Source organism: Butyricicoccus sp. AF18-9LB (assembly GCF_027684505.1).
GTDB lineage: Bacteria > Bacillota > Clostridia > Oscillospirales > Butyricicoccaceae > Agathobaculum > Agathobaculum butyriciproducens.
In genome coordinates this window covers 28,519-46,845 of record NZ_JAQCWA010000010.1, presented here as the reverse complement: position 1 = coordinate 46,845, position 18,327 = coordinate 28,519, and the positions used below count along the sequence as shown (strand labels likewise).

Annotated in this window: 20 protein-coding genes; all 20 read right to left on the bottom strand. The window is 60.2% G+C overall.

The window, feature by feature from the left end:
- Nucleotides 1–29: 29 nt before the first annotated feature.
- The 20 genes from rsmB to PGY33_RS07870 all read right to left on the bottom strand — a co-directional run bounded on the left by rsmB (nt 30) and on the right by PGY33_RS07870 (nt 18,225).
- Nucleotides 30–1,376, bottom strand: coding sequence for a 16S rRNA (cytosine(967)-C(5))-methyltransferase RsmB (rsmB, locus tag PGY33_RS07965; protein WP_270478094.1), 1,347 nt, complete (start codon nt 1,374–1,376; stop codon nt 30–32).
- A complete protein-coding gene (locus PGY33_RS07960; RefSeq protein WP_270478092.1) occupies nt 1,366–2,079 on the bottom strand; it encodes a zinc metallopeptidase in 714 nt (237 codons plus the stop codon). The genes rsmB and PGY33_RS07960 overlap by 11 nt, the downstream gene beginning before the upstream one ends.
- Nucleotides 2,080–2,156: 77 nt before the next feature.
- On the bottom strand, nt 2,157–3,083 hold the full coding sequence (gene fmt / locus PGY33_RS07955; protein ID WP_270478090.1) for a methionyl-tRNA formyltransferase: 927 nt from the start codon (nt 3,081–3,083) through the stop codon (nt 2,157–2,159).
- The gene (gene def / locus PGY33_RS07950; protein ID WP_116704623.1) at nt 3,083–3,574 is read right to left on the bottom strand and encodes a peptide deformylase; all 492 of its coding nucleotides are present in this window, start codon (nt 3,572–3,574) and stop codon (nt 3,083–3,085) included. The genes fmt and def overlap by 1 nt, the downstream gene beginning before the upstream one ends.
- A gap of 4 nt (nt 3,575–3,578) precedes the next feature.
- A complete protein-coding gene (locus PGY33_RS07945; protein WP_270478088.1) occupies nt 3,579–4,178 on the bottom strand; it encodes a GNAT family N-acetyltransferase in 600 nt (199 codons plus the stop codon).
- Nucleotides 4,179–4,213: 35 nt separating this feature from the next.
- Nucleotides 4,214–6,664: a replication restart helicase PriA gene (gene priA / locus PGY33_RS07940; RefSeq protein ID WP_270478086.1), complete on the bottom strand. Its 2,451-nt coding sequence runs from the start codon at nt 6,662–6,664 to the stop codon at nt 4,214–4,216.
- 132 nt (nt 6,665–6,796) lie between these two features.
- Nucleotides 6,797–7,993 (bottom strand): bifunctional phosphopantothenoylcysteine decarboxylase/phosphopantothenate--cysteine ligase CoaBC, encoded by a 1,197-nt coding sequence (gene coaBC / locus PGY33_RS07935; protein WP_118761041.1) that lies wholly within the window; start codon nt 7,991–7,993, stop codon nt 6,797–6,799.
- A 3-nt stretch (nt 7,994–7,996) separates the two neighbouring features.
- A complete protein-coding gene (gene rpoZ / locus PGY33_RS07930; RefSeq protein WP_117488808.1) occupies nt 7,997–8,395 on the bottom strand; it encodes a DNA-directed RNA polymerase subunit omega in 399 nt (132 codons plus the stop codon).
- A gap of 69 nt (nt 8,396–8,464) precedes the next feature.
- Nucleotides 8,465–9,022: a guanylate kinase gene (gene gmk, locus PGY33_RS07925; RefSeq protein WP_118360829.1), complete on the bottom strand. Its 558-nt coding sequence runs from the start codon at nt 9,020–9,022 to the stop codon at nt 8,465–8,467.
- Nucleotides 9,015–9,278 (bottom strand): DUF370 domain-containing protein, encoded by a 264-nt coding sequence (locus tag PGY33_RS07920; RefSeq protein WP_110435119.1) that lies wholly within the window; start codon nt 9,276–9,278, stop codon nt 9,015–9,017. The genes gmk and PGY33_RS07920 overlap by 8 nt, the downstream gene beginning before the upstream one ends.
- 30 nt (nt 9,279–9,308) lie before the next feature.
- Nucleotides 9,309–10,184 carry a YicC/YloC family endoribonuclease gene (locus PGY33_RS07915; RefSeq protein WP_119194851.1) on the bottom strand — a complete coding sequence of 292 codons (876 nt, stop codon included), beginning with the start codon at nt 10,182–10,184 and terminating at the stop codon, nt 9,309–9,311.
- An 18-nt stretch (nt 10,185–10,202) separates the two neighbouring features.
- A complete protein-coding gene (locus tag PGY33_RS07910; protein ID WP_118564029.1) occupies nt 10,203–10,709 on the bottom strand; it encodes a hypothetical protein in 507 nt (168 codons plus the stop codon).
- A gap of 1 nt (nt 10,710) precedes the next feature.
- A complete protein-coding gene (locus tag PGY33_RS07905; protein WP_110435122.1) occupies nt 10,711–11,343 on the bottom strand; it encodes a J domain-containing protein in 633 nt (210 codons plus the stop codon).
- Nucleotides 11,330–12,262 (bottom strand): DUF5685 family protein, encoded by a 933-nt coding sequence (locus PGY33_RS07900; protein WP_147358573.1) that lies wholly within the window; start codon nt 12,260–12,262, stop codon nt 11,330–11,332. Before PGY33_RS07900 ends, PGY33_RS07905 begins: the two co-directional genes overlap by 14 nt.
- 117 nt (nt 12,263–12,379) lie before the next feature.
- On the bottom strand, nt 12,380–12,793 hold the full coding sequence (locus PGY33_RS07895; RefSeq protein WP_158574681.1) for a SoxR reducing system RseC family protein: 414 nt from the start codon (nt 12,791–12,793) through the stop codon (nt 12,380–12,382).
- 113 nt (nt 12,794–12,906) lie between these two features.
- Complete coding sequence (locus PGY33_RS07890; protein ID WP_270478151.1) at nt 12,907–14,478, bottom strand: NAD(P)/FAD-dependent oxidoreductase; 1,572 nt, start codon at nt 14,476–14,478, stop codon at nt 12,907–12,909.
- Nucleotides 14,479–14,483: 5 nt separating this feature from the next.
- Nucleotides 14,484–15,854, bottom strand: a complete 1,371-nt coding sequence (locus PGY33_RS07885) for a CdaR family protein (protein ID WP_270478080.1) — start codon at nt 15,852–15,854, stop codon at nt 14,484–14,486.
- The gene (cdaA, locus tag PGY33_RS07880; protein ID WP_242988095.1) at nt 15,851–16,669 is read right to left on the bottom strand and encodes a diadenylate cyclase CdaA; all 819 of its coding nucleotides are present in this window, start codon (nt 16,667–16,669) and stop codon (nt 15,851–15,853) included. The genes PGY33_RS07885 and cdaA overlap by 4 nt, the downstream gene beginning before the upstream one ends.
- 217 nt (nt 16,670–16,886) lie before the next feature.
- Entirely contained in the window at nt 16,887–18,014 is a 1,128-nt protein-coding gene (locus PGY33_RS07875; protein WP_270478078.1) for an aminotransferase class V-fold PLP-dependent enzyme, read from the bottom strand.
- Nucleotide 18,015: 1 nt separating this feature from the next.
- Entirely contained in the window at nt 18,016–18,225 is a 210-nt protein-coding gene (locus PGY33_RS07870; protein ID WP_270478076.1) for a putative Se/S carrier-like protein, read from the bottom strand.
- Between the last annotated feature and the right edge of the window lie 102 nt (nt 18,226–18,327).

Here is an 18,327-nt window from a genome sequence, read left to right as displayed (position 1 = left end):
GGCGGGCGCCCCGCCCTACGATTCCACTATCACTTCCGGTGCATTTTCGCAATAAAGAATCCATCCGTATTGTGAACGGGCGGCAGCAGCGTCACCATACCGTCTGTCCTCTCTCCGCAGACCGGATGCGTCCACGAAACCGCTTCAAACTCCGGGTTTTCGGTGAGAAACGCGCGGACAACGTCCTCGTTTTCCCGCTGCAGGATGGTACAGGTCGAGTAGACGAGCGTGCCGCCCTTCTTTACATACTGTGCACAGTTTGCAAGGATTCTCGCCTGAATCTCCGGCAAAGTCCGGATTTCGTCCGGATTCTTGAACCGGATTTCGGGTTTCTTGCGGATAATGCCCAGTCCCGAGCAGGGCACGTCGCACAGCACAACGTCCGCGCTGTCCTTCCACTCCTCGCGGCAGACCGAGGCGTCCTGCAGCTCGGTGCGGATATTCGGCAGTCCGAGGCGGGCTGCGCCGTCGCGGATGCGTTTCAGCTTGTGCTCGTAAATGTCGCACGAGGTGACGCTGCCTTTCCCCTGCATTTTTTCAGCCATGGCAAAGCTCTTGCCACCGGGCGCCGCACAGCAGTCGAGCACGGTGCTGCCCGGTTTCGGGTCAGCGACCGCCGCCGCGAGTGCGCTTGCCGCGTCCTGCACGGTCACACGGCCCTCGATAAACGCCGGAAGCGCGGCTGCGTCTCCGCCGCTGCACAGCAGGATTTCCGGGAATGCCTCGTGCGGCTGCACGGTCAGTCCGGCGGCTTCAAGTTCCTCTTTTGCCTGCTCCGGCGTATTCTTCATCGTGTTCACGCGCACCGAAATCGGCGCGTCCGCGTTATCCGCCTGACAGATTTTCTGCGTCAGCTTCTGGCCGTACTGCTCGGAAAGCAGGCGCACGAGCCACTCCGGATGGCTGTACTGCAGCGCGTAGTAGCTTTCCTTATCCGGGCAGTTCAGGCGCGGCAAAGAGCCGTTTTGGACCGCATTTGCGGCATTTCTCAGCACCGCATTGGCAAAGGCGACCGTGCGGTCATTTGCATGGCAGTAGTGCTTGACCAGCGCGACCGTCTCGGCAACCGCCGCATGCGCGGGAATCTTATCCATCAAGATCAGCTGATACAGACCCATCCGCAGGCACGCCAGCACGCGCGGCGCGATCTTTTTCAGCCGCACGCTTGAGAAGTGCCGCAGGTACCAGTCCAGTAAAATTTGGTTCTGCACCGTGCCGTAGGTCAGCCGCGAGGCCAGCGCCGCGTCGCGGCTGTCCAGTCCCGCGCGGGATAAATAGTGGTGCAGCGCACCGTCCGACCAGGCGGCCTCCTCTGCCATGGAAAACAGCGAAAATGCCGCCACCTCACGCGGTGTTGTGGGACGTTTATCTATCATTGCGGTCTCTTCCTCCAAAAATCAGCACCAGACGCAGCAGCTGTGCCAGCGAGGTCGCCAGTGCGGCAACATAGGTCAGCGCCGCCGCCGTGAGCGTCTTTTTCGCCATCGGGTACTCGTCTGCGGTCAGCAGGCCGTTCTGCTGAATGGTCTGCAGGGCGCGGCGGGATGCGTCCAGCTCCACCGGCAGGGTCACCAGCTGAAACAGCGTGGAAAGACCGAACGCCGCAATGCCGATCGTGACGAGCGTGCTCGTGTTAAGGAGCAGGCCGAGGATCAGCAGCGGCATCGCCGCCATCGAGCCGAACTGCGTCAGCGGGATGATCGCCGCGCGCAGCTTGATCGGCGCATAGCCGATGGCGTACTGCACCGCGTGCCCTGCCTCGTGCGCGGCAACGCCGATGGACGCCACCGACGTGGACGAGTACACCGCACTCGACAGCCGAATGACATTGCTTCTCGGGTCAAAATGGTCGGTCAGCTTGCCGGAAACGTACTCGATCCGCACACCGGAAACGCCGTTGTACCGCAGGACAGCCTCCGCCGCCTGTGCGCCGGTCAGTCCCCACAGATTTTGCACCCGCGAGTAGCGGTTAAACGTGCTGTTTACCTTGTTCTGCGCCCAGAATGCAAATAAAACGCACGGCAGAACCAGTACGATGTAGTACATGTCAATGCCGTAGTAGTAACCATGATAAGGCATAAGAAAACCTCCATACCGGAGCGGAGAATTGAAGATTGGAACTTACGTCCTCTCCGTTCTTCACTCCTCACGCTTTTTCATTCGTCTCCCAGCTTAGTGCCGACTTCGATTGCGTGCCCACGCAGAAAGTCCGTAGCCTTCATGCGTTTGCCGCCGACCAGCTGAATCTCGGTCAGTTTGAGCGCGCCCTCTCCGCACGCCACGGTCAGACCCTTTTTCGGGTCGGACTCGAGCACCGTGCCCGGCTCGCCATTGCCGTTTGCCTTTTCGGCGGCAAACACCTTCAGTCTTTCACCGGAAAGCGTGGTCAGCGCGATCGGCCACGGATTCAGTCCGCGAATCAGGCAGTCGATCTCGTGCGCCGATTTGCTCCAGTCGATCACCGCCATCTGCTTATCCAGCATATGGGCGTAGCAGCTCTGTGCATCGTCCTGCGGACGCGGCGTGATCTCATCTAATTTGACGAGCGTTTGGGTCAAAAGTTCCGCACCAGACTGTGCCAGACGGTCAAAAAGTTCGCCTGCGGTCTCCTTCTCGCCAACCTTGGTCTCATAGGTGAGCAGCATATCGCCGGTGTCCAGACCCTCCGCCATCTGCATGGTGGTAACGCCTGCCATTTCATCGCCCGCGATAACCGCCCACTGAATCGGAGCGGCGCCGCGCCAGCGCGGCAGCAGCGAGCCGTGCACGTTGATGCAGCCGTGCGGCGGGATATCGAGTACCGCCTTGGGCAGCAGCTTGCCGTATGCCACTACGATGATAACCTCAGGTGCAAGCTCGCGCAGACGCGCCTGCTCGTCCTCATTTTTGAGGGTATTCGGCTGGAAAACCGGAATATCATGCTCGAGTGCGAGCGTTTTCACCGGCGGTGCAGTGAGAATCTGCTTGCGGCCCTGCGGCTTATCCGGCTGGGTGTACACGGCGCAGACGTCATGTCCGGCATCGATGAGCGCCTGCAGGCTCGGCACGGCGAAGTCCGGCGTGCCCATGAATACGATACGCATTATTCCTCGTCACCACCCTGCATTGCCTCCGGGTCGATATACTCCTCGACCTTCTCGGTGAACAGATGGCCGTCCAGATGCTCGGTCTCGTGGCAGAAGCACTGCGCTACAATGCCCTCGCCTTCGCGCTCGAACCAGTTGCCAAAACGGTCCTGTGCGCGAATCTTCGCCCAGGTCGGACGGGTCACATAGCCGTAAACGCCCGGCACGGACAGGCAGCCCTCGACAACGCGCTCGGAGCCTTTCTGCTCGATGACTTCCGGGTTTACCAGCTCGACCATCTCCTCCGGCTCCTTGTTCACATCCAGCAGCACGACAACGCGGCGCAGAATGCCGACCTGCGGTGCCGCCAGACCAACGCCGCCGGAGTTTTCGAGCGTCTCGCGCATATCGTCGATCAGCGTATGCAGACGGTCGTCAAACTTCTCTACCTTGCGGCTGTGCTTGAGCAGCTGCTCGTCGCCCTCGGTCAAAATCTTTCTCAGTGCCATTGTTTTATTCCTCCACTTGATTCAGCTTATCCATGTATTTTTGTAAACATTCCTGTATATTTTTCTCATTGAGTGCCGGAAACGGCATCACCGGCTGCGGTTTTCCGCTGCCGATATGCTTTTCCAGCCATGCCACATCGTGCCAGCCGTCAAACTTCCAGCCGGAGTCGTGCCACACGCCTGCGTCCTCGAAACCCAGTCTGCGCTGCATGCGAATGCTTTTTTCGTTCGGCAGGGTCACGCAGCTGTACAGGTGGCGCAGCCCCTGCAGCTCGAGCAGGTCGATCAGGCACGCCAGCACGGTCGTGCCCACACCATGTCCGTGGGTGCCCTGTGCCAGATAGATGGACAGCTCCGCATCCCAGTCGTATGCCGCACGCTCACGAATGCGGTGCGCGTAGGCGTAACCCATGATAACGCCGTCACATTCGCAGACGAGATACGGAAACGCCGCCGCGGTTTCGCGGATACGGCCCGCAAACGCCTCAGCCGTCGGCACATCATATTCAAACGTGATGGTTGTATTCGTTATGTAAGGCTCGTAAATCTTCAAAAGCGATTCTGCATCGTTTTCTGTTGCCTTGCGAATGACAAATTTGCTCATTGAATTAACCTTCTTTGCCGGGGTCTCAAGTACTGCTACATTTCATTATTGGAATCCGCGAACACAGTAACGCCCCGGTTTTTACCGTCCTGCATAAACTCCCGCAGCACGCCCGAGATAAGTTTGCGCCATCTTGCACAGTCCCTCGCGCGGATGGTGAGGTGGTAGCGATACCGTCCCATCACCTTGACCATCTGCGCCGCAGCGGGGCCGAGCACGGGTGCTTTCACATCGGCAAACTGCCCTTCCATCAGGCTCTGCAGGCGTGTTTTGAGCGCGAGCAGACTGCTGAGCACCTGCTGCTCCAGTTCACCGACGGCGGTTATCATGGTGATGTCGCACACGGGCGGGCACCGAAGCGCTTCGCGCGTCTGCATTTCGCTCTCGTAGAACGCCTCGTAGTCCTGCCGCGCAGCGGTCAGGATGACCGGATGCAGCGGACTGTACGTCTGGATCACGGCGCGGCCGGTGTCAAATCGCCGTCCGGCGCGGCCAACCACCTGCGTGATGAGCGAAAACGTGCGCTCATGTGCGCGGTAGTCCTGCGCATACAGGCTCTGATCCGCGTCCAGCACACCGACCAGCGTGACGTTCTCAAAATCCAGTCCCTTGGTCACCATCTGGGTGCCGATAAGGATATCAGCTTCGCCTTTGCCGAATTTATTCAGCAGGCGTTCGTGTGCGCCCTTGGCGGTCATGGTGTCCGCATCCATGCGGAGCACCCGTGCGGACGGAAACCGCTCGTGCAGCTCCTCCTCCAGCTTCTGCGTGCCGGGCGTTTCGGTGAACAAGCTCGTGCTGCCGCAAACCGGGCACTTGCCGGTTATCTTGACAGATGCGCCGCAGTAGTGGCACATCGCGCGGCCGGACACCGAATGGTAGGTCATGGTGGTCGAGCAGGACGGGCACTCGGGCACCCAGCCGCACACGCCGCAGCCGATCACACGGCTGTTTCCGCGCCGGTTGAGGAACAGGATGGCCTGCTTGCCCTTTTCGAGCGTGCTGATCAGTTCGCGCTCGAGGTCAGGTCCGATGATGCCGCTCCGCCCCTCGCGTACCAGACCGCGCATGTCCGAGATGATGACCTCGGGCAGTCCGGCACCCAGAAACCGCTCTGTGAGCGCGAAAACCGGGTATTTTCCCTGTTTTGCGCCGTAATACGTCTCGACCGACGGCGTTGCCGAGCCGAGCACGAGCAGCGCGTCCGTCTGTGCCGCACGGTACTTTGCCACATCCCGCGCATGGTAGCGCGGCGACTGCTCCGAGCGGTACGCCGCGTCCTGCTCCTCGTCGATGATGATAACGCCGAGATTTTTCGCGGGCGCGAACACCGCCGAGCGTGTGCCGATAACCACCCTTGCTCTGCCGGTTTTTATCTTCTTGAAGCTGTCATACCGCTCACCGGCGGACAGCGCCGAGTGCAGAACCGCGACTTCTTCGCCAAACCGGGCGGCAAACTGCCGCAGAAGCTGCGGTGTCAGTCCGATCTCGGGCACGAGCACAATGGCGCTTTTGCCCTGCTCGAGCGCGTGCGCGATCAGCTGCAGGTACACCTGCGTCTTGCCGCTGCCGGTCACGCCGAACAGAAGCGCCGCACGCGGTGCGTTTTCGTCCATCAGCGCCGCCATGCCGTCATACGCCTGCTGCTGCGCCGCCGAAAGCACCGGAGCCGCGGTGCGCGGCACCTCGGAAAAGTCCGGTGCGCGCAGCACTTCCTCGTATTCCGCGCGGAGGATGCCCTTTTTCGTCATGTCGCGCAGCGCGGCGTCGCTCACGCCGGTCATGTAGACAATTTCCTTCTGGCTCATCGCACCGCCGTCCGACAGCAGCGACACCACGTCCATCCGCGCCGGACTGCGGCGGCTGATATGCGACATGGCTTCACTTGCTTCCATGTCCAGACGGAGTATTTTTTCGGTCTTATCACCGGTTTTCTGCGCCGTATTGCTGTGGTAGATGAGGATTCCCTCGCCTGCCAGCGCGTCCAGTGTCTGTCCCGCGCCTTTGCCGAGCCGTTCGCGTATCTCGCTCACCGAGAGCGTCTGTCCCGGCTGCTCAAACAGCGCCAACACCTGACCGGCTTCGCCGTCCCGCTCCCGCAGAGCCGCCAAATCCGCGTCCGGCGCAAGCGTGTACGTCTCGTTGCGCTTGAACCACAATCCGGCGGGCAGCATGGCGTGTACACAGTCGAAGTAGGTGCAGTACAATCTTTCCCGCATCCACGCCGCGAGTCTCAGCTGCTCGGCGGTCAGAATCGGCGTTTCGTCCAGCACCTCCACGATGGGCTTGAGCTTGAACTCGCCCGCATCCTCGCGGAAGGCGAGCACCACCGCTTCCGCCCGTTTATTGCCAAAGCCGAACGGCACGAGAACACGGGTGCCGATCTGCACCTGTTCCCGCAGCTCGTCCGGCACACGGTAAGAATATAGCTTGTCGATGGCATAGGTTGCCGCATCCACGGCGGCCGCACAGATTTTTTCCGCCAAGGAACACACCAACCTTTCGTTTTGGGACGCGCACTGCGCGTCCCTACAATAATTTAACATTCTGCACACGGTATAACATCATATAACCATGTGATAATACACCGTAGGGCGGGGTGCCCTACGGAACAGATTTTAACCCTGCATCGAGAGAAGTCTATCGAGAATCAGGTCCGCCAGATCTTCCTTACTCATCATCGGCGGGGTCTCTCTGTGTCCGTCCTTGAACAGCAAGGTAGCCACATTGGTATCCGTACCGAAGCCCGCGCCCTTATCGCGCAGCGAATTCGCCACGAGCATATCGCAGTTCTTGCGGCGCAGCTTGCTCTCGGCATTGTCCAGAAGGTTCTGCGTTTCCATCGCAAAGCCGCACAGCAGCTGTCCCGGCTTTTTATCCTTGCCGAGTGCGGCGAGAATATCCGGATTGCGGGTCAGTTCGATATTCATCTCGCCGTCACCCTTTTTGAGCTTTTCATCCGCTGTCTGCGCCGGACGGTAATCACCGACGGCGGCAGCCTTGATGATGAAATCCTGCTCGGGTGCGCGGCTCGTCACCGCGTCGTACATATCCCGCGCGGAAACAATATCCACACGCGTGACACCGTGCGGCGTATCGAGTGCGGTCGGTCCGGAAACGAGCGTTGCGTCAGCGCCGCGCATGGCTGCGCGGGCCGCGATCGCGTAGCCCATTTTGCCGGTGGAGTGGTTGGACAGGAACCGAACCGGGTCCATGGCCTCCTGTGTCGGACCGGCGGTGACAAGAACGTGCCTGCCTGCCAGATCCTGCTCGGTCAGCGCCTTTTCAATGCCCCAGAGGAGCGTCGGCGTGTCCGGCAGCTTGCCGCGTCCGCTGTCGCCGCAGGCGAGGTGGCCTGCGTCCGGCTCGATGATGTGGAAGCCGCGCTTTCTCAGCGCAGCGAGGTTCTCCTGCGTCACCGGATTGTCATACATGCCGGTGTTCATCGCGGGAGCGACAACGACCGGCGCCTTGGTGGCAAGCAGCGTGGTCGTCACCATGTCGTCCGCGATACCGTGCGCCGCCTTGGCGATGACGTTGGCGGTTGCCGGTGCGATAACAAACACGTCAGCGGCCTTCGCGAGCGAAATGTGCTCCACCTCCCACGGAAAGCTGCGGTCGAACGTATCCACGACCGCGCGATTGCCGGACAGTGTTTCAAACGTCATCGGCGCGATAAACTGAGTCGCGGACTCGGTCATCAGCACATGGACAGTCGCGCCGTTCTGGTGCAGCTTGCTGGTGAGATCGGCAGCTTTATAAGCCGCAATGCCGCCCGTCACGCACAGAACGACCGTTTTCCCTGCAAAACGCATGGCTTAGAGGTCCTCCTCCGGAATGTCGCCGTCGCTCAGAGAGCCGTCGTCAAACTCGTTCAGGCGGCGCACCTCGTCCGCGTTCTCATCCTTGTCCTCGTCATCCTCGGAGTCGGTGTGCTCCTCGTCCTCATCCAGATCAAGGGTGTCGTCCACGTCAACCATAGCGGCTGCAATGGCATTGTTCTGCGGAATGGCAGTCTCCACACGCGGACCCGGACGGTAAACGATCTTGCCGGCTGCGATCTCATCGAGCGCCAGCTTAACAGCCTTGTCCGGCAGCGGCTCGCCCTTTTCCTCCGACTCATCGGCAATATCGCGGGCACGCTGTGCTGCCAGGTTTACCAGCAGATAGCGGTTGCCTACTCGTTTCATCAGTTCCTGCATAGAAGGGTTCAGCATAGTAATCAGTTCTCCTTATTTACCAGATATAGTTTTATTTTATGAAAGTTTCTGTTTATATACTGTCGCTTATCGACGCTTGGCGAGAATGCCGTGCAATTCTTCAACCGCACGCTCCACCGTGTCGTTTACGACGACGTAATCGAATTTATCCTGCTGCGCGAGTTCGCCCTTCGCCGTTTCCAGACGCTTCTGCACCTTGGCTTCGTCCTCGGTGCCGCGTCCGCGCAGACGGTTCGCGAGTTCCTCGAACGACGGCGGCGCAATGAACACCATCACGGCATCCGGACGCTTTTCATGCACCTGCATCGCACCCTGCACCTCGATCTCGAGGATAACATCGCAGCCTTCCTCCAGCTTTTCGTTCACCGGAGCCTCCAGCGTGCCGTAGTAGTTATCAACGTACTTCGCGTGCTCGAGGAACGCATTAGCGGCGATCTTCGCCTCAAAGTCCTCTTTCGTGAGGAAATAATACTGTACGCCGTCCTTTTCGCCCGGACGCGGCGCACGGGTCGTCGCGGAGATCGAGAAGAACAGCTTCTCGTCCTCGCTCAGCAGCCTGGACAGCACGGTGCCCTTGCCTGCACCGGACGGTCCGGTGAATACATACAACGTTCCCTTACGCATCTTCTGGTTCTCCTTCCTCGGTCTCGCCCGCAAAACGAGCCGCAACGGTCTCCGGCTGCAGGGCGCTGAGCACCACATGGTCGCTGTCCATGATGAGCACGGCGCGGGTGCGTCTGCCGTAGGTGCCGTCCACGACCATGCCGCGGTCGCGGGCCTCCTGCACGGTACGCTTGACCGGCGCGGATTCCGGGCTGACAATGGCGATCAGCCGCGACGAAGCGACCATATTGCCAAATCCGATATTGATGAGCTTCATCGCTGACCTCACTCCTCGATATACTGTAAATTACTCGATATTCTGAATCTGTTCGCGGATCTTCTCAATTTCGCTCTTGATATTGACCACGATCTGCGCCATGGACACATCGTTTGCCTTGGAGCCGATGGTATTGGTCTCGCGGTTCATTTCCTGCACAAGGAAATCCAGCTTGCGGCCGACCGGCTTGACCTCATTCAGCATGCCGTCCAGCTGCTGCAGATGGCTGCGCAGACGCACGGTCTCCTCGTCCACGGCGGTCTTGTCCGCGTAGATGGCCGCCTCGGTGACGATGCGGGTCTCGTCGATGGACGTATCCGCCAGCACCTCCTTCATGCGGGCGAGCAGCTTCTCGCGGTACTCGCGCACGCGCTCCGGCGAGCGGACCTCCACCTCACCGACCATGCGCTCGATCTCGGACGCACGGTTTCGCACATCCTCAGCCAGTTTAGCACCCTCGCGGGTACGCATTTCGTCGAAATTGTCGCAGGCTTCGCCAAAGACGGACAGCACATCGCGGGTCATCTCGTCCGCGTCCTGCTCGATGCGCTCGGAGCCGAGCACGTCCGGCAGCTTCGCCAGACTCATCACGCTCACGTCGTCGCGCAGACCGTACTTGTCGGCCAGCTCATGCAGCGCCGCCAGATAGTGCTCCGCGACCGCATGGTTCACCGTAACCGCAATGTCGCCGCCCTCCTGCGTCTCCACGCCGATGTAAACCTCAACCTTGCCGCGTGCAATACGCGCCGCGGCGGCCTTTTTTACGGCATCATCCAGAAAGCCGTACTGACGCGGAGCCTTTACCGTGCAGTCCAGATAACGGTGATTGACCGCACGCAGCTCTGCTGTGATGGTTCTGCCGTGCAGCTCCTGCTTGGCACGTCCGTAGCCGGTCATACTCTTCATAGATATCTCTTTCCCTTCTTATTCGGGCGGCAGGGTGCGGCGCAGCAGCGCGATCACCTTTGACAACCCGATATCATATACAATAAAGCCGATATTTGCCGCGATCCACAGTCCGGCGAGCCGAAAAATACCCGGCATCTGCACCTGCGGAAACAGACCGCAGCTTACCAGAACAGCCGCGAGCACCAGCACAATGTTAAAATACGCCAGCTTGCCGCTCAGCTGCGTGAAGACCGGCAGACGGCACTCGATCAGATATTTCACGATCGGGTACAGGCCGAACAGCAGCACATAGGCCGCCGCGATCAGCTTGCGCGGTGTCAGCAGCAGTCCCAGTACCGAGGTGACGAGGTACAGCAGCACAGCCGTTTTTACGTTCGCGCGGCGCAGCAGCGGTATCGCTGAGGCCGCACCTGCTATCAGGCAGGCCGCCGGTCCGATCTGCGGCATCACACCGCCGAAATACAGCCACGCCGTGGCCGCCGCTGCCAGAAGTCCGCCGCGGGCGATCTCGCGCGTGCTCATATCAGCAGCCGCCTCCGCCGCAGCACATGTTCAGGCAGCAGTTGCAGATGAGCGTCTGCACACAGCAGTCGCACATGCTTGTCTCCTGCATGGGCCGGTAGCCGCCGTAGCCGCCGGACAGATGGAGGTTCTGCAGCGCGTGCTGATACTCCGCGTTGTTCGGGTCCATCTGACACGCCTGCGTGTACGCGCGGGCGGCCTCATCGTACCAGCCCTTGCGGTAGTATACCGTGCCGGTCAGATAGAACCACTCCGCATCCCGTCCTGCAGCACGCTGCAGCAGCGCCTCTGCCATGCCGAGGTTGCCCTGATTGATGGCCTGCCGCACCTGACTGTACAGCGCGGCATTCGCACCGGTGTAGGTGCGCTGCTGATAGCCGCCGTACTGCTGACCGTTGTATGCGCCGCCATAGCTCTGCTGCTGTCCGCTGCTGCCTCCCGCCGGATTCCTGCGTTCGTTCATGATCATGTCGTACGCTTCGTTGATCTCCTTCATGCGGGTTTCGGCCAAATCTGCCAGCGGATTGTTTACATAGTTATCCGGATGATACTTGCGCGCCAGCTCACGGTACGCGCGCTTGACGTCATCATCACTTGTTTGCGGTGTTACACCGAGCACTTTATAGGGATCCATGTTTGCCCCTTCCTTCGTTTGTCTGGTAGGTGCCGTTCAGTACCTGTCGGGTGACGGTCGGCATACCAAGAAAAATGATATTGCGGATCAGGTCCGCATCTCTCCGGGGACTCAGCAGGTCAAACGCCATGCAGATATCCGCCAGTGAGCGTTCGAGCGTGCGCTCGAGCGGTTCCCTTACCGCAGAGATGTCCGGCGTTTGCAGCTCGTACCGCAGAACGACCGGATTGTAGCTGTTCTCTTCCATATCCTTTTGGATGTCCTGCACCGCATCGACAAGGTAGATCCACCTGCCGATCTGATAGAACATCTGGTGCAGAATACGCTCGCGGGTGTCTCCGGTGCGCGGCACAACGGCAGCCGTCATGCGCGAGGACGTATCCGCCGCACGGTCCATGGACGGGCAGCGTTCCGCCTCCAGACAGCGCAGATCCTCGAGTGCCTGCCGGATCTCCTCGTCCGCTTCGGGCATGCGTGCGCGCGCCTTCTCGTAGCCGCGGCGGCCAAGGCGGCACAGCAGCGCCGCAAGCGCGCGTTTCGCGCCCTTTTCGTCCGCCAGATCATCCTGAAACTTGTGATAGGTCAGCAGGATGCTCGCGTCCGCCGCCAGACGAAGTGCATCGTCTGTCTCGGCACAGCTTTTCCGCCGAAACGGAGAAGCGTCGCATCGTTTTCTGCACGGCGGAGCAGTCTCCGCCTCCTCACTTCCTGCAACAAGTGCAAAAAACGTCATATCGTAGCTTAAAAACAAGGTGTAAAATCTGCCGTATTCTGCGCGGATCGTGTGGCATAAGCCGCAGTAAACCTGCTGAAAACGGTCAGCCTCCTTCACCCGCAGCTCGGCCTTCACCGGACGGATAAAGCCAAACATCGCATAGCCCTTTCCCGCCGTGCGGTGTGCACGGACTTTCGTATTCAATCTATTTTACCGAACTTTTGCGTATCTGACAAGGGCGAACACAGAAAATTGGCGAAAATTCATAAAAAATTAAAACTGCCTGTCGTGAAACCACGGTTTCACCGACTCTATTCCACATCAAAGCCGCTCGGTGATGGCAAACGGCGCTTCATTTCTGAGCTTCAGCTTATGGCTGTACCACATCGCCGCCAGAATGCCGCCGACGAACAGCACGCCGCCGATGAGCGCGGACAGTCCGCCGCCAAGTTTCATTCCTGCGCCGACGCCGTAGCCGACAAAAAACAGCACGAGCGGCAGCAGATACACGAGCACGGCAAAGCCGAGCACCTGCTTGGTCTCGCCCTCGAGCAGCACGCGGTCGCCGACGGACGCATGCGCGTGATTGCGCGCGGTAACGTAAAGCGTCTGGGTTTCCAGACCGCCGCAGCCGCCGCACTTGGCACAGTCGTGGCCGCACGCCGAGCGGCGCGTTACCTCGACCTCTGCCAGGCCGTTCGGCAGCAGCTTTTTGATGGTTCCCTGTTGGGTCACGTTGAAATCTTCCTCTCTATTATTCAAAACCAGTTGCAGTAATGGGAAATTGAGAATGGAGAATTGAAAATTATGGTCATGCACAAAGCACATTCATTCTCCATTTTCCATTTTCAATCTGCAAACTCTTCCATAATCCGAAATGCCGCTCTGATTCCGTCCACGGCGGCGGACATAATGCCGCCCGCGTATCCGGCGCCTTCGCCGCACGGAATAATGCCGCTGCAGCCGAGTCCGAACAGGTCCTCGCCGCGCGTCATGCGCACCGGAGACGAGGTCCGCGTTTCCGGACCGGTCAGCAGCGCGTCCGCCGTGTCATAGCCGCGAATTTTACGGCCGAAATACGGCAGGCTGTCCCGCAGCATGGTCTGCGCGAAGTCCGGCAGGCAGGCTGCCGCCTCTCCAAGCTCCACGCCGATGGGATAGCTGGGCTTGACCGCACCGAGTTTTCGGGTCGGCTTGCCGTTCAGAAAATCCCCGACCTTCTGGCACGGCGCGCGGTACGAGCCGGTCTGCGTGTACGCCGCGTGCTCGATCCGGCGCTGCAGCGCCACGCCGCCGAACGGTGTTCCGTCGTCGTAGTCCTTCGGGTCAACCGACACGGCAAGCGCCGCGTTGGCGTTTTTGCCGTCGCGCGCATGATAGCTCATGCCGTTGGTGACGACCGTGTTCTCCTCGCTCTGTGCCGCAACGACCACGCCGCCCGGGCACATGCAGAAGGAATAGCACGCGCGTCCGTCGGCTCTGCGCGAGAGATTGTACTCCGCAGGCGGCAGCATGGGATGTCCCGCCGCCTTTCCGTACAGAGCACGGTCGATCTCGGTCTGCAGGTGCTCGATGCGCACGCCCACCGAGAACGCCTTCGGCTCAAAGTACACGCCGTTTCCGTGCAGCGCGGCAAAGGTGTCGCGCGCCGAGTGACCGATGGCCAGCACCGCCCGCTCGCAGGCGATGTCCTGCCCGTCCGCCTCGACGGCGCAGAGCGCACCGTTTTTGACCGAAACGCCGGTCAGCGGCGTGCGGAAGCGCACTTCACCGCCGTTTTTGATGATCTCACGGCGCATTTCACGAACTACATTCTTGAGGATATCCGTGCCGACGTGCGGCTTCGCCTTTTTGACGATATCCGCCGGAGCACCGTGCGCGGCAAGGATTTCCAGCACATTGTCGCACAGCGGATCACCGATGCGCGTGGTCAGCTTGCCGTCCGAGTAAGCGCCGGCGCCGCCTTCGCCGAACTGGATATTGCAGTCGGTATCGAGCGCACCGCCCTTCCAGAACGCGTCCACGACCTTGTCACGCTCGTCCAGATCTCCGCCGCGCTCGAGCACGAGCGGACGGTAGCCGTGCTTTGCCAGCACATAGGCGGCGAACAGTCCCGCAGGGCCGAGACCGACCACCACCGGACGGTGCTCGAGCCGCTTTTCGCCGTGCGGAATGATGATTTTCGTATTGGGTTTATAACGCACGAAGGGCATTTGCAGTTTTTCCGCAAATGCCTTTTCGTCGAACGGCGCGTCCAGACGCACCGAATATACCCGGCTGATCTGTCCGCGCCGCGCGTCAATGCTGACGCGGCAGACCGCCGCTTGTATGTCGTTTGCCGTGAGACCGGTCAGCCGGCGTGCCTCCGCAACGGCGGCCTGCTCCGGCAGATCAAACGGCAGACGGATGCCGGTTACCATCAGGCTCACTGGCTGTCACCGCCCTTTCTTGTACGGTGCACGGTCGGCTCTGCGGCCGTGCTGTCCGTATCGTCTGTGCTGTCTGTCTTATCCGAGGTGATCGTCTCATCCGACACATGCGGGTCGGTGATCTCAATCTCGACCTCGATATCCTCCTCGACGAGCGTTACGCCGCTCGGCAGACCGACGGTCGTAGCTACGCCCTTGACCTTGTGCCTGCCGACGCCGAGCGATACCGAATCGTAGGTCAGACCGATGGACAGGTTATTCACATCGACCTTCTGCAGCTGGCTTTCACTGCCGCGCAGCTCCATCTCGACCGACTTGGTGAGGATAGCGACCTTGTACGGCGTATTCTCCTGCGCGGTGTCGTTCCACGCGAACTTAGATACCTGCACCTTGCGGGTTGCAATACCGTCCACCGAGATGGTGACGTTTGCCGTTTCCGGCTGACCGCTGACGAGCGAAACGCCGCTCGGCAGCTTATCCTTGATGGACATGGAGATCGGCGTGCCCGTGTGGACGCTGCCGAGGTCGATCTCACCGAGGTTGATTTCCTTGATGTCGCTCAGCACCGCCTGATCGCTCGCAATAACCTCTACGTTCTCCGGGTCGATGACGCACTGCACCTGATTCTGCGTCAGGCTGCCGCCGTCCTTGAGGGTAACGGTCAGCGGAATTTTGTTGACGCGGTAGATCGGAACCGAAACCTTGATCTTTTCGGTCTGGCTGGTGATATAGTTCGAGGTGAACGCCGCACCGTCCTGATCATACAGGGTTACCTTGCATTCGTAGTCGGCCAGCGAGGAATTGCGGCCGGTAACATCCACGGCTGCAACCGCCTTGGACACCTGCGCCAGATCGGTTGCCGGACCGAAAACGGTGACCTTTTTGGTGGCCGCGGTCGGCTTGCCTGCGCGGTAGCCGTCGCTCGGTGTGCCGGTCACATTGACCTCGATCGGAACATCCTTGCTCTCCACGCGGTCCACGCGGACGTGCACCTTGCCGGGATTGACATAGTTAGTCTCCACGCCGGACTTGCTGACCGACACGGTGACCGGAAGATCGTATTCATTCGCCTCGGTCAGACCCGAGATATCCACCGTTGCGGTGATCTGGCTGGCGCGGACCTCGCCGACGCTCTTGCTCTGACCGCGCAGGCTGACGGTGACCGTTGTGTTCTCGCCCTCGATGAGTTCCAGACCGGTCGATGCTTTCAGCTGCGACGCACCGATGACGCGCACCGGCACATCGTCAAAGCGCATGTTGCGCTCAGGATTGTCAATATCCATAACAACTGCCCACAGAACGATAGACAGCGCCAGCGACAGGAGCTTCAGCAGAAAATCCTGCTTTTTGATAAAATTCTTCTTCACTTGCCGGCACCTCCCTTCCACTTGTCGCGGATGGCGGCAATACGGCTTTTTTCGTTCCTGTTCCTGAGTTCATCGCCGAGCAGCTCGCTCTCGAGCATCTTCTGCAGAATTTCGGGCGACAGATGGCGCTTGAGCATGCCGCCGATGGCGACAGAGATCGCGCCGGTCTCCTCGGAGACAACGACGAGCACGCTGTCCGCGGTCTCGCTCATGCCGACAGCCGCGCGGTGGCGCGTGCCGAGGTCGCGCGACAGACCCTGATTGCCGGAAAGCGGCAGCACGCAGCCTGCAGCGCACACCCGTCCGGCACGGACGATCATGGCGCCGTCATGCAGTGGGCTGTTCTTGAAGAAAATGTTCTTGATGAGCTCGGCAGACGGTGCTGCGTCCACTCTCGTGCCGGTGGCGATGATCTCGCCGAGACGCTCCTTGCGCTCGAACACGATGAGCGCGCCGGTCTTGGTCCTGGACATATCCGCGCATGCAGAAACGGTTGCAACGATCATGCTCTCTACCACATTCGGGTCGGTATCCGGAATCAGCATGCGGCTGAGGTTGCCCTTGCCGATCTGCTCGAGCAGGCGGCGCAGCTCCGGCTGAAAAATGACCACAACGGCGAATACGCCGACGCTGAGCGCGTTGCGCAGCAGCCACGATATCATGGTCAGATGCAGGAAGCTGGCGAACAGCATGATAAGCACCAGAATAAGAATACCCTTGGCCAGTCGTGCGGCGCTGGTATCCTTCAGCAGCTTCATAACACGGTAAATGATATACGCCACGACGAGGATATCCACCACGTCGATCGGCGTCATTGTGCGGAATTGATCAAACGCACTGAAAAAAGAACTTATTATGGTCCGCCATGATAAATTCGGTGAGAATACATTTTGCAGCGCTCCCATTTTGTCACCTATCCTAACTTGCTCCTCATATTCGCGGGCATTTGCGGATGCACGCAGCAGATTGCACGCAAACACCATGTTTTACCTTACTTATACTACCACAAATCCGGCTTTCTGTATAGCGTGTTCACAGTTTTTTTACCAATCTGCAAACTTTGTCTGCGGCCTGCTCCAGCTGCCGCGCCGTCGAGTAGAACGACAGGGACAGCCGCACGGTTCCGGTGTCCTCCGTGCCCGCCGTCCGGTGCGCGAGCGGCGCACAGTGCAGCCCCGCCCGGGTGCACACGCCCTCGTCCGAGAGCATATCCGCGAGCACCTCACTCGGCGTGCTGGGAACACGGAAGGACAGCACGCCGGTCTGCTCCTTTCCGGCAAAGCACTCGATTTTGCTTTCGCGGGAGAGCGCACGGGCAAGCTCATGCACCAGCCGTCTCTCCTGCCCGGCAATGTGCGCCGGCGTGACCGCTCGGACAAAGGCGATGCCCGCCGCGAGTCCCGCGATGCCGGGCACATTCGGCGTGCCGCTCTCGAGCGCATCCGGCAGAAAATCCGGCTGGCGCATCTCCTCGGACAGACTGCCCGTTCCTCCGGTCAGCAGCGGCTTCGCGGCAATCCGGTCGTCGAGCGCCAGCAGAATGCCCGTGCCCATCGGTCCGTACAGCGCCTTGTGTCCGGGCATGCACACCGCCGCAAGACACGGATAGCGCTTTACGTCAATCTCTGCCACGCCCGCCGACTGCGACGCATCCAGGATGAGCGGCACGCCTGCCGCCGTCAGCAATTCCGCGATTTCGTCCAGCGGCGCAATGCTGCCGAACACGTTGGAAACGTGGCTGAGTATCATCAGGTCGGCGCCCTGCACAAGCGCCTGTTTCAGCGCGGAAATCATAGCCGCGCCGTCCCACAGCGGCGTATCCAACACGGTCGGCTCAATATTTCGAGCCGTCAGCGGCCGCATGACCGCATTGTGCTCATAACCGCTCACAATGACGCGGGAATCCAGTTTTACGAGCGCATTTATCGCAATATTCAGCGCATGCGTGGCGTTCAGCGTGAAAATGACACGCTCCGGCTCGCCCACGCCGAACAGCGCCGCTGCCTGCTCCCGGCAGGCGTACACCAGCTCTCCCGCTCGACCGGCTGCCGCGTAGCTGCCTCGTGCGTAGCCTGCCGCGCCGTACATCGCACGGCGAACTGCCTGCTCGACCGCCCGCGGCTTATACAAGGTGGTGGCAGCATTATCCAGATAGATCATGTCAGTCCTCCCGCAGCACACGGCACGGCGTCACACCAAGCTGACGCAGCCGATGCACGGCCCAGTCCGCCTGCTGCGCGCTCACGCGCACCGCCCATCCGCAGGATTCGGTTCGTTCGTGACGCGGCGGACGCACGACCTCTCCCGGTACACCCAACCGCGCCAAATGCCGCCGCAGGCCGATGGCCTCGGTCTGACTGCGGCAGATCAACAGCGCATAACCGCCCATAAGGGCACTCCTCCTTCCCAATTCTGAGAAACTAAGGCAATACCGCATAATTGAACAAAAGCGATTTGTGAGTAAATTTTGCGG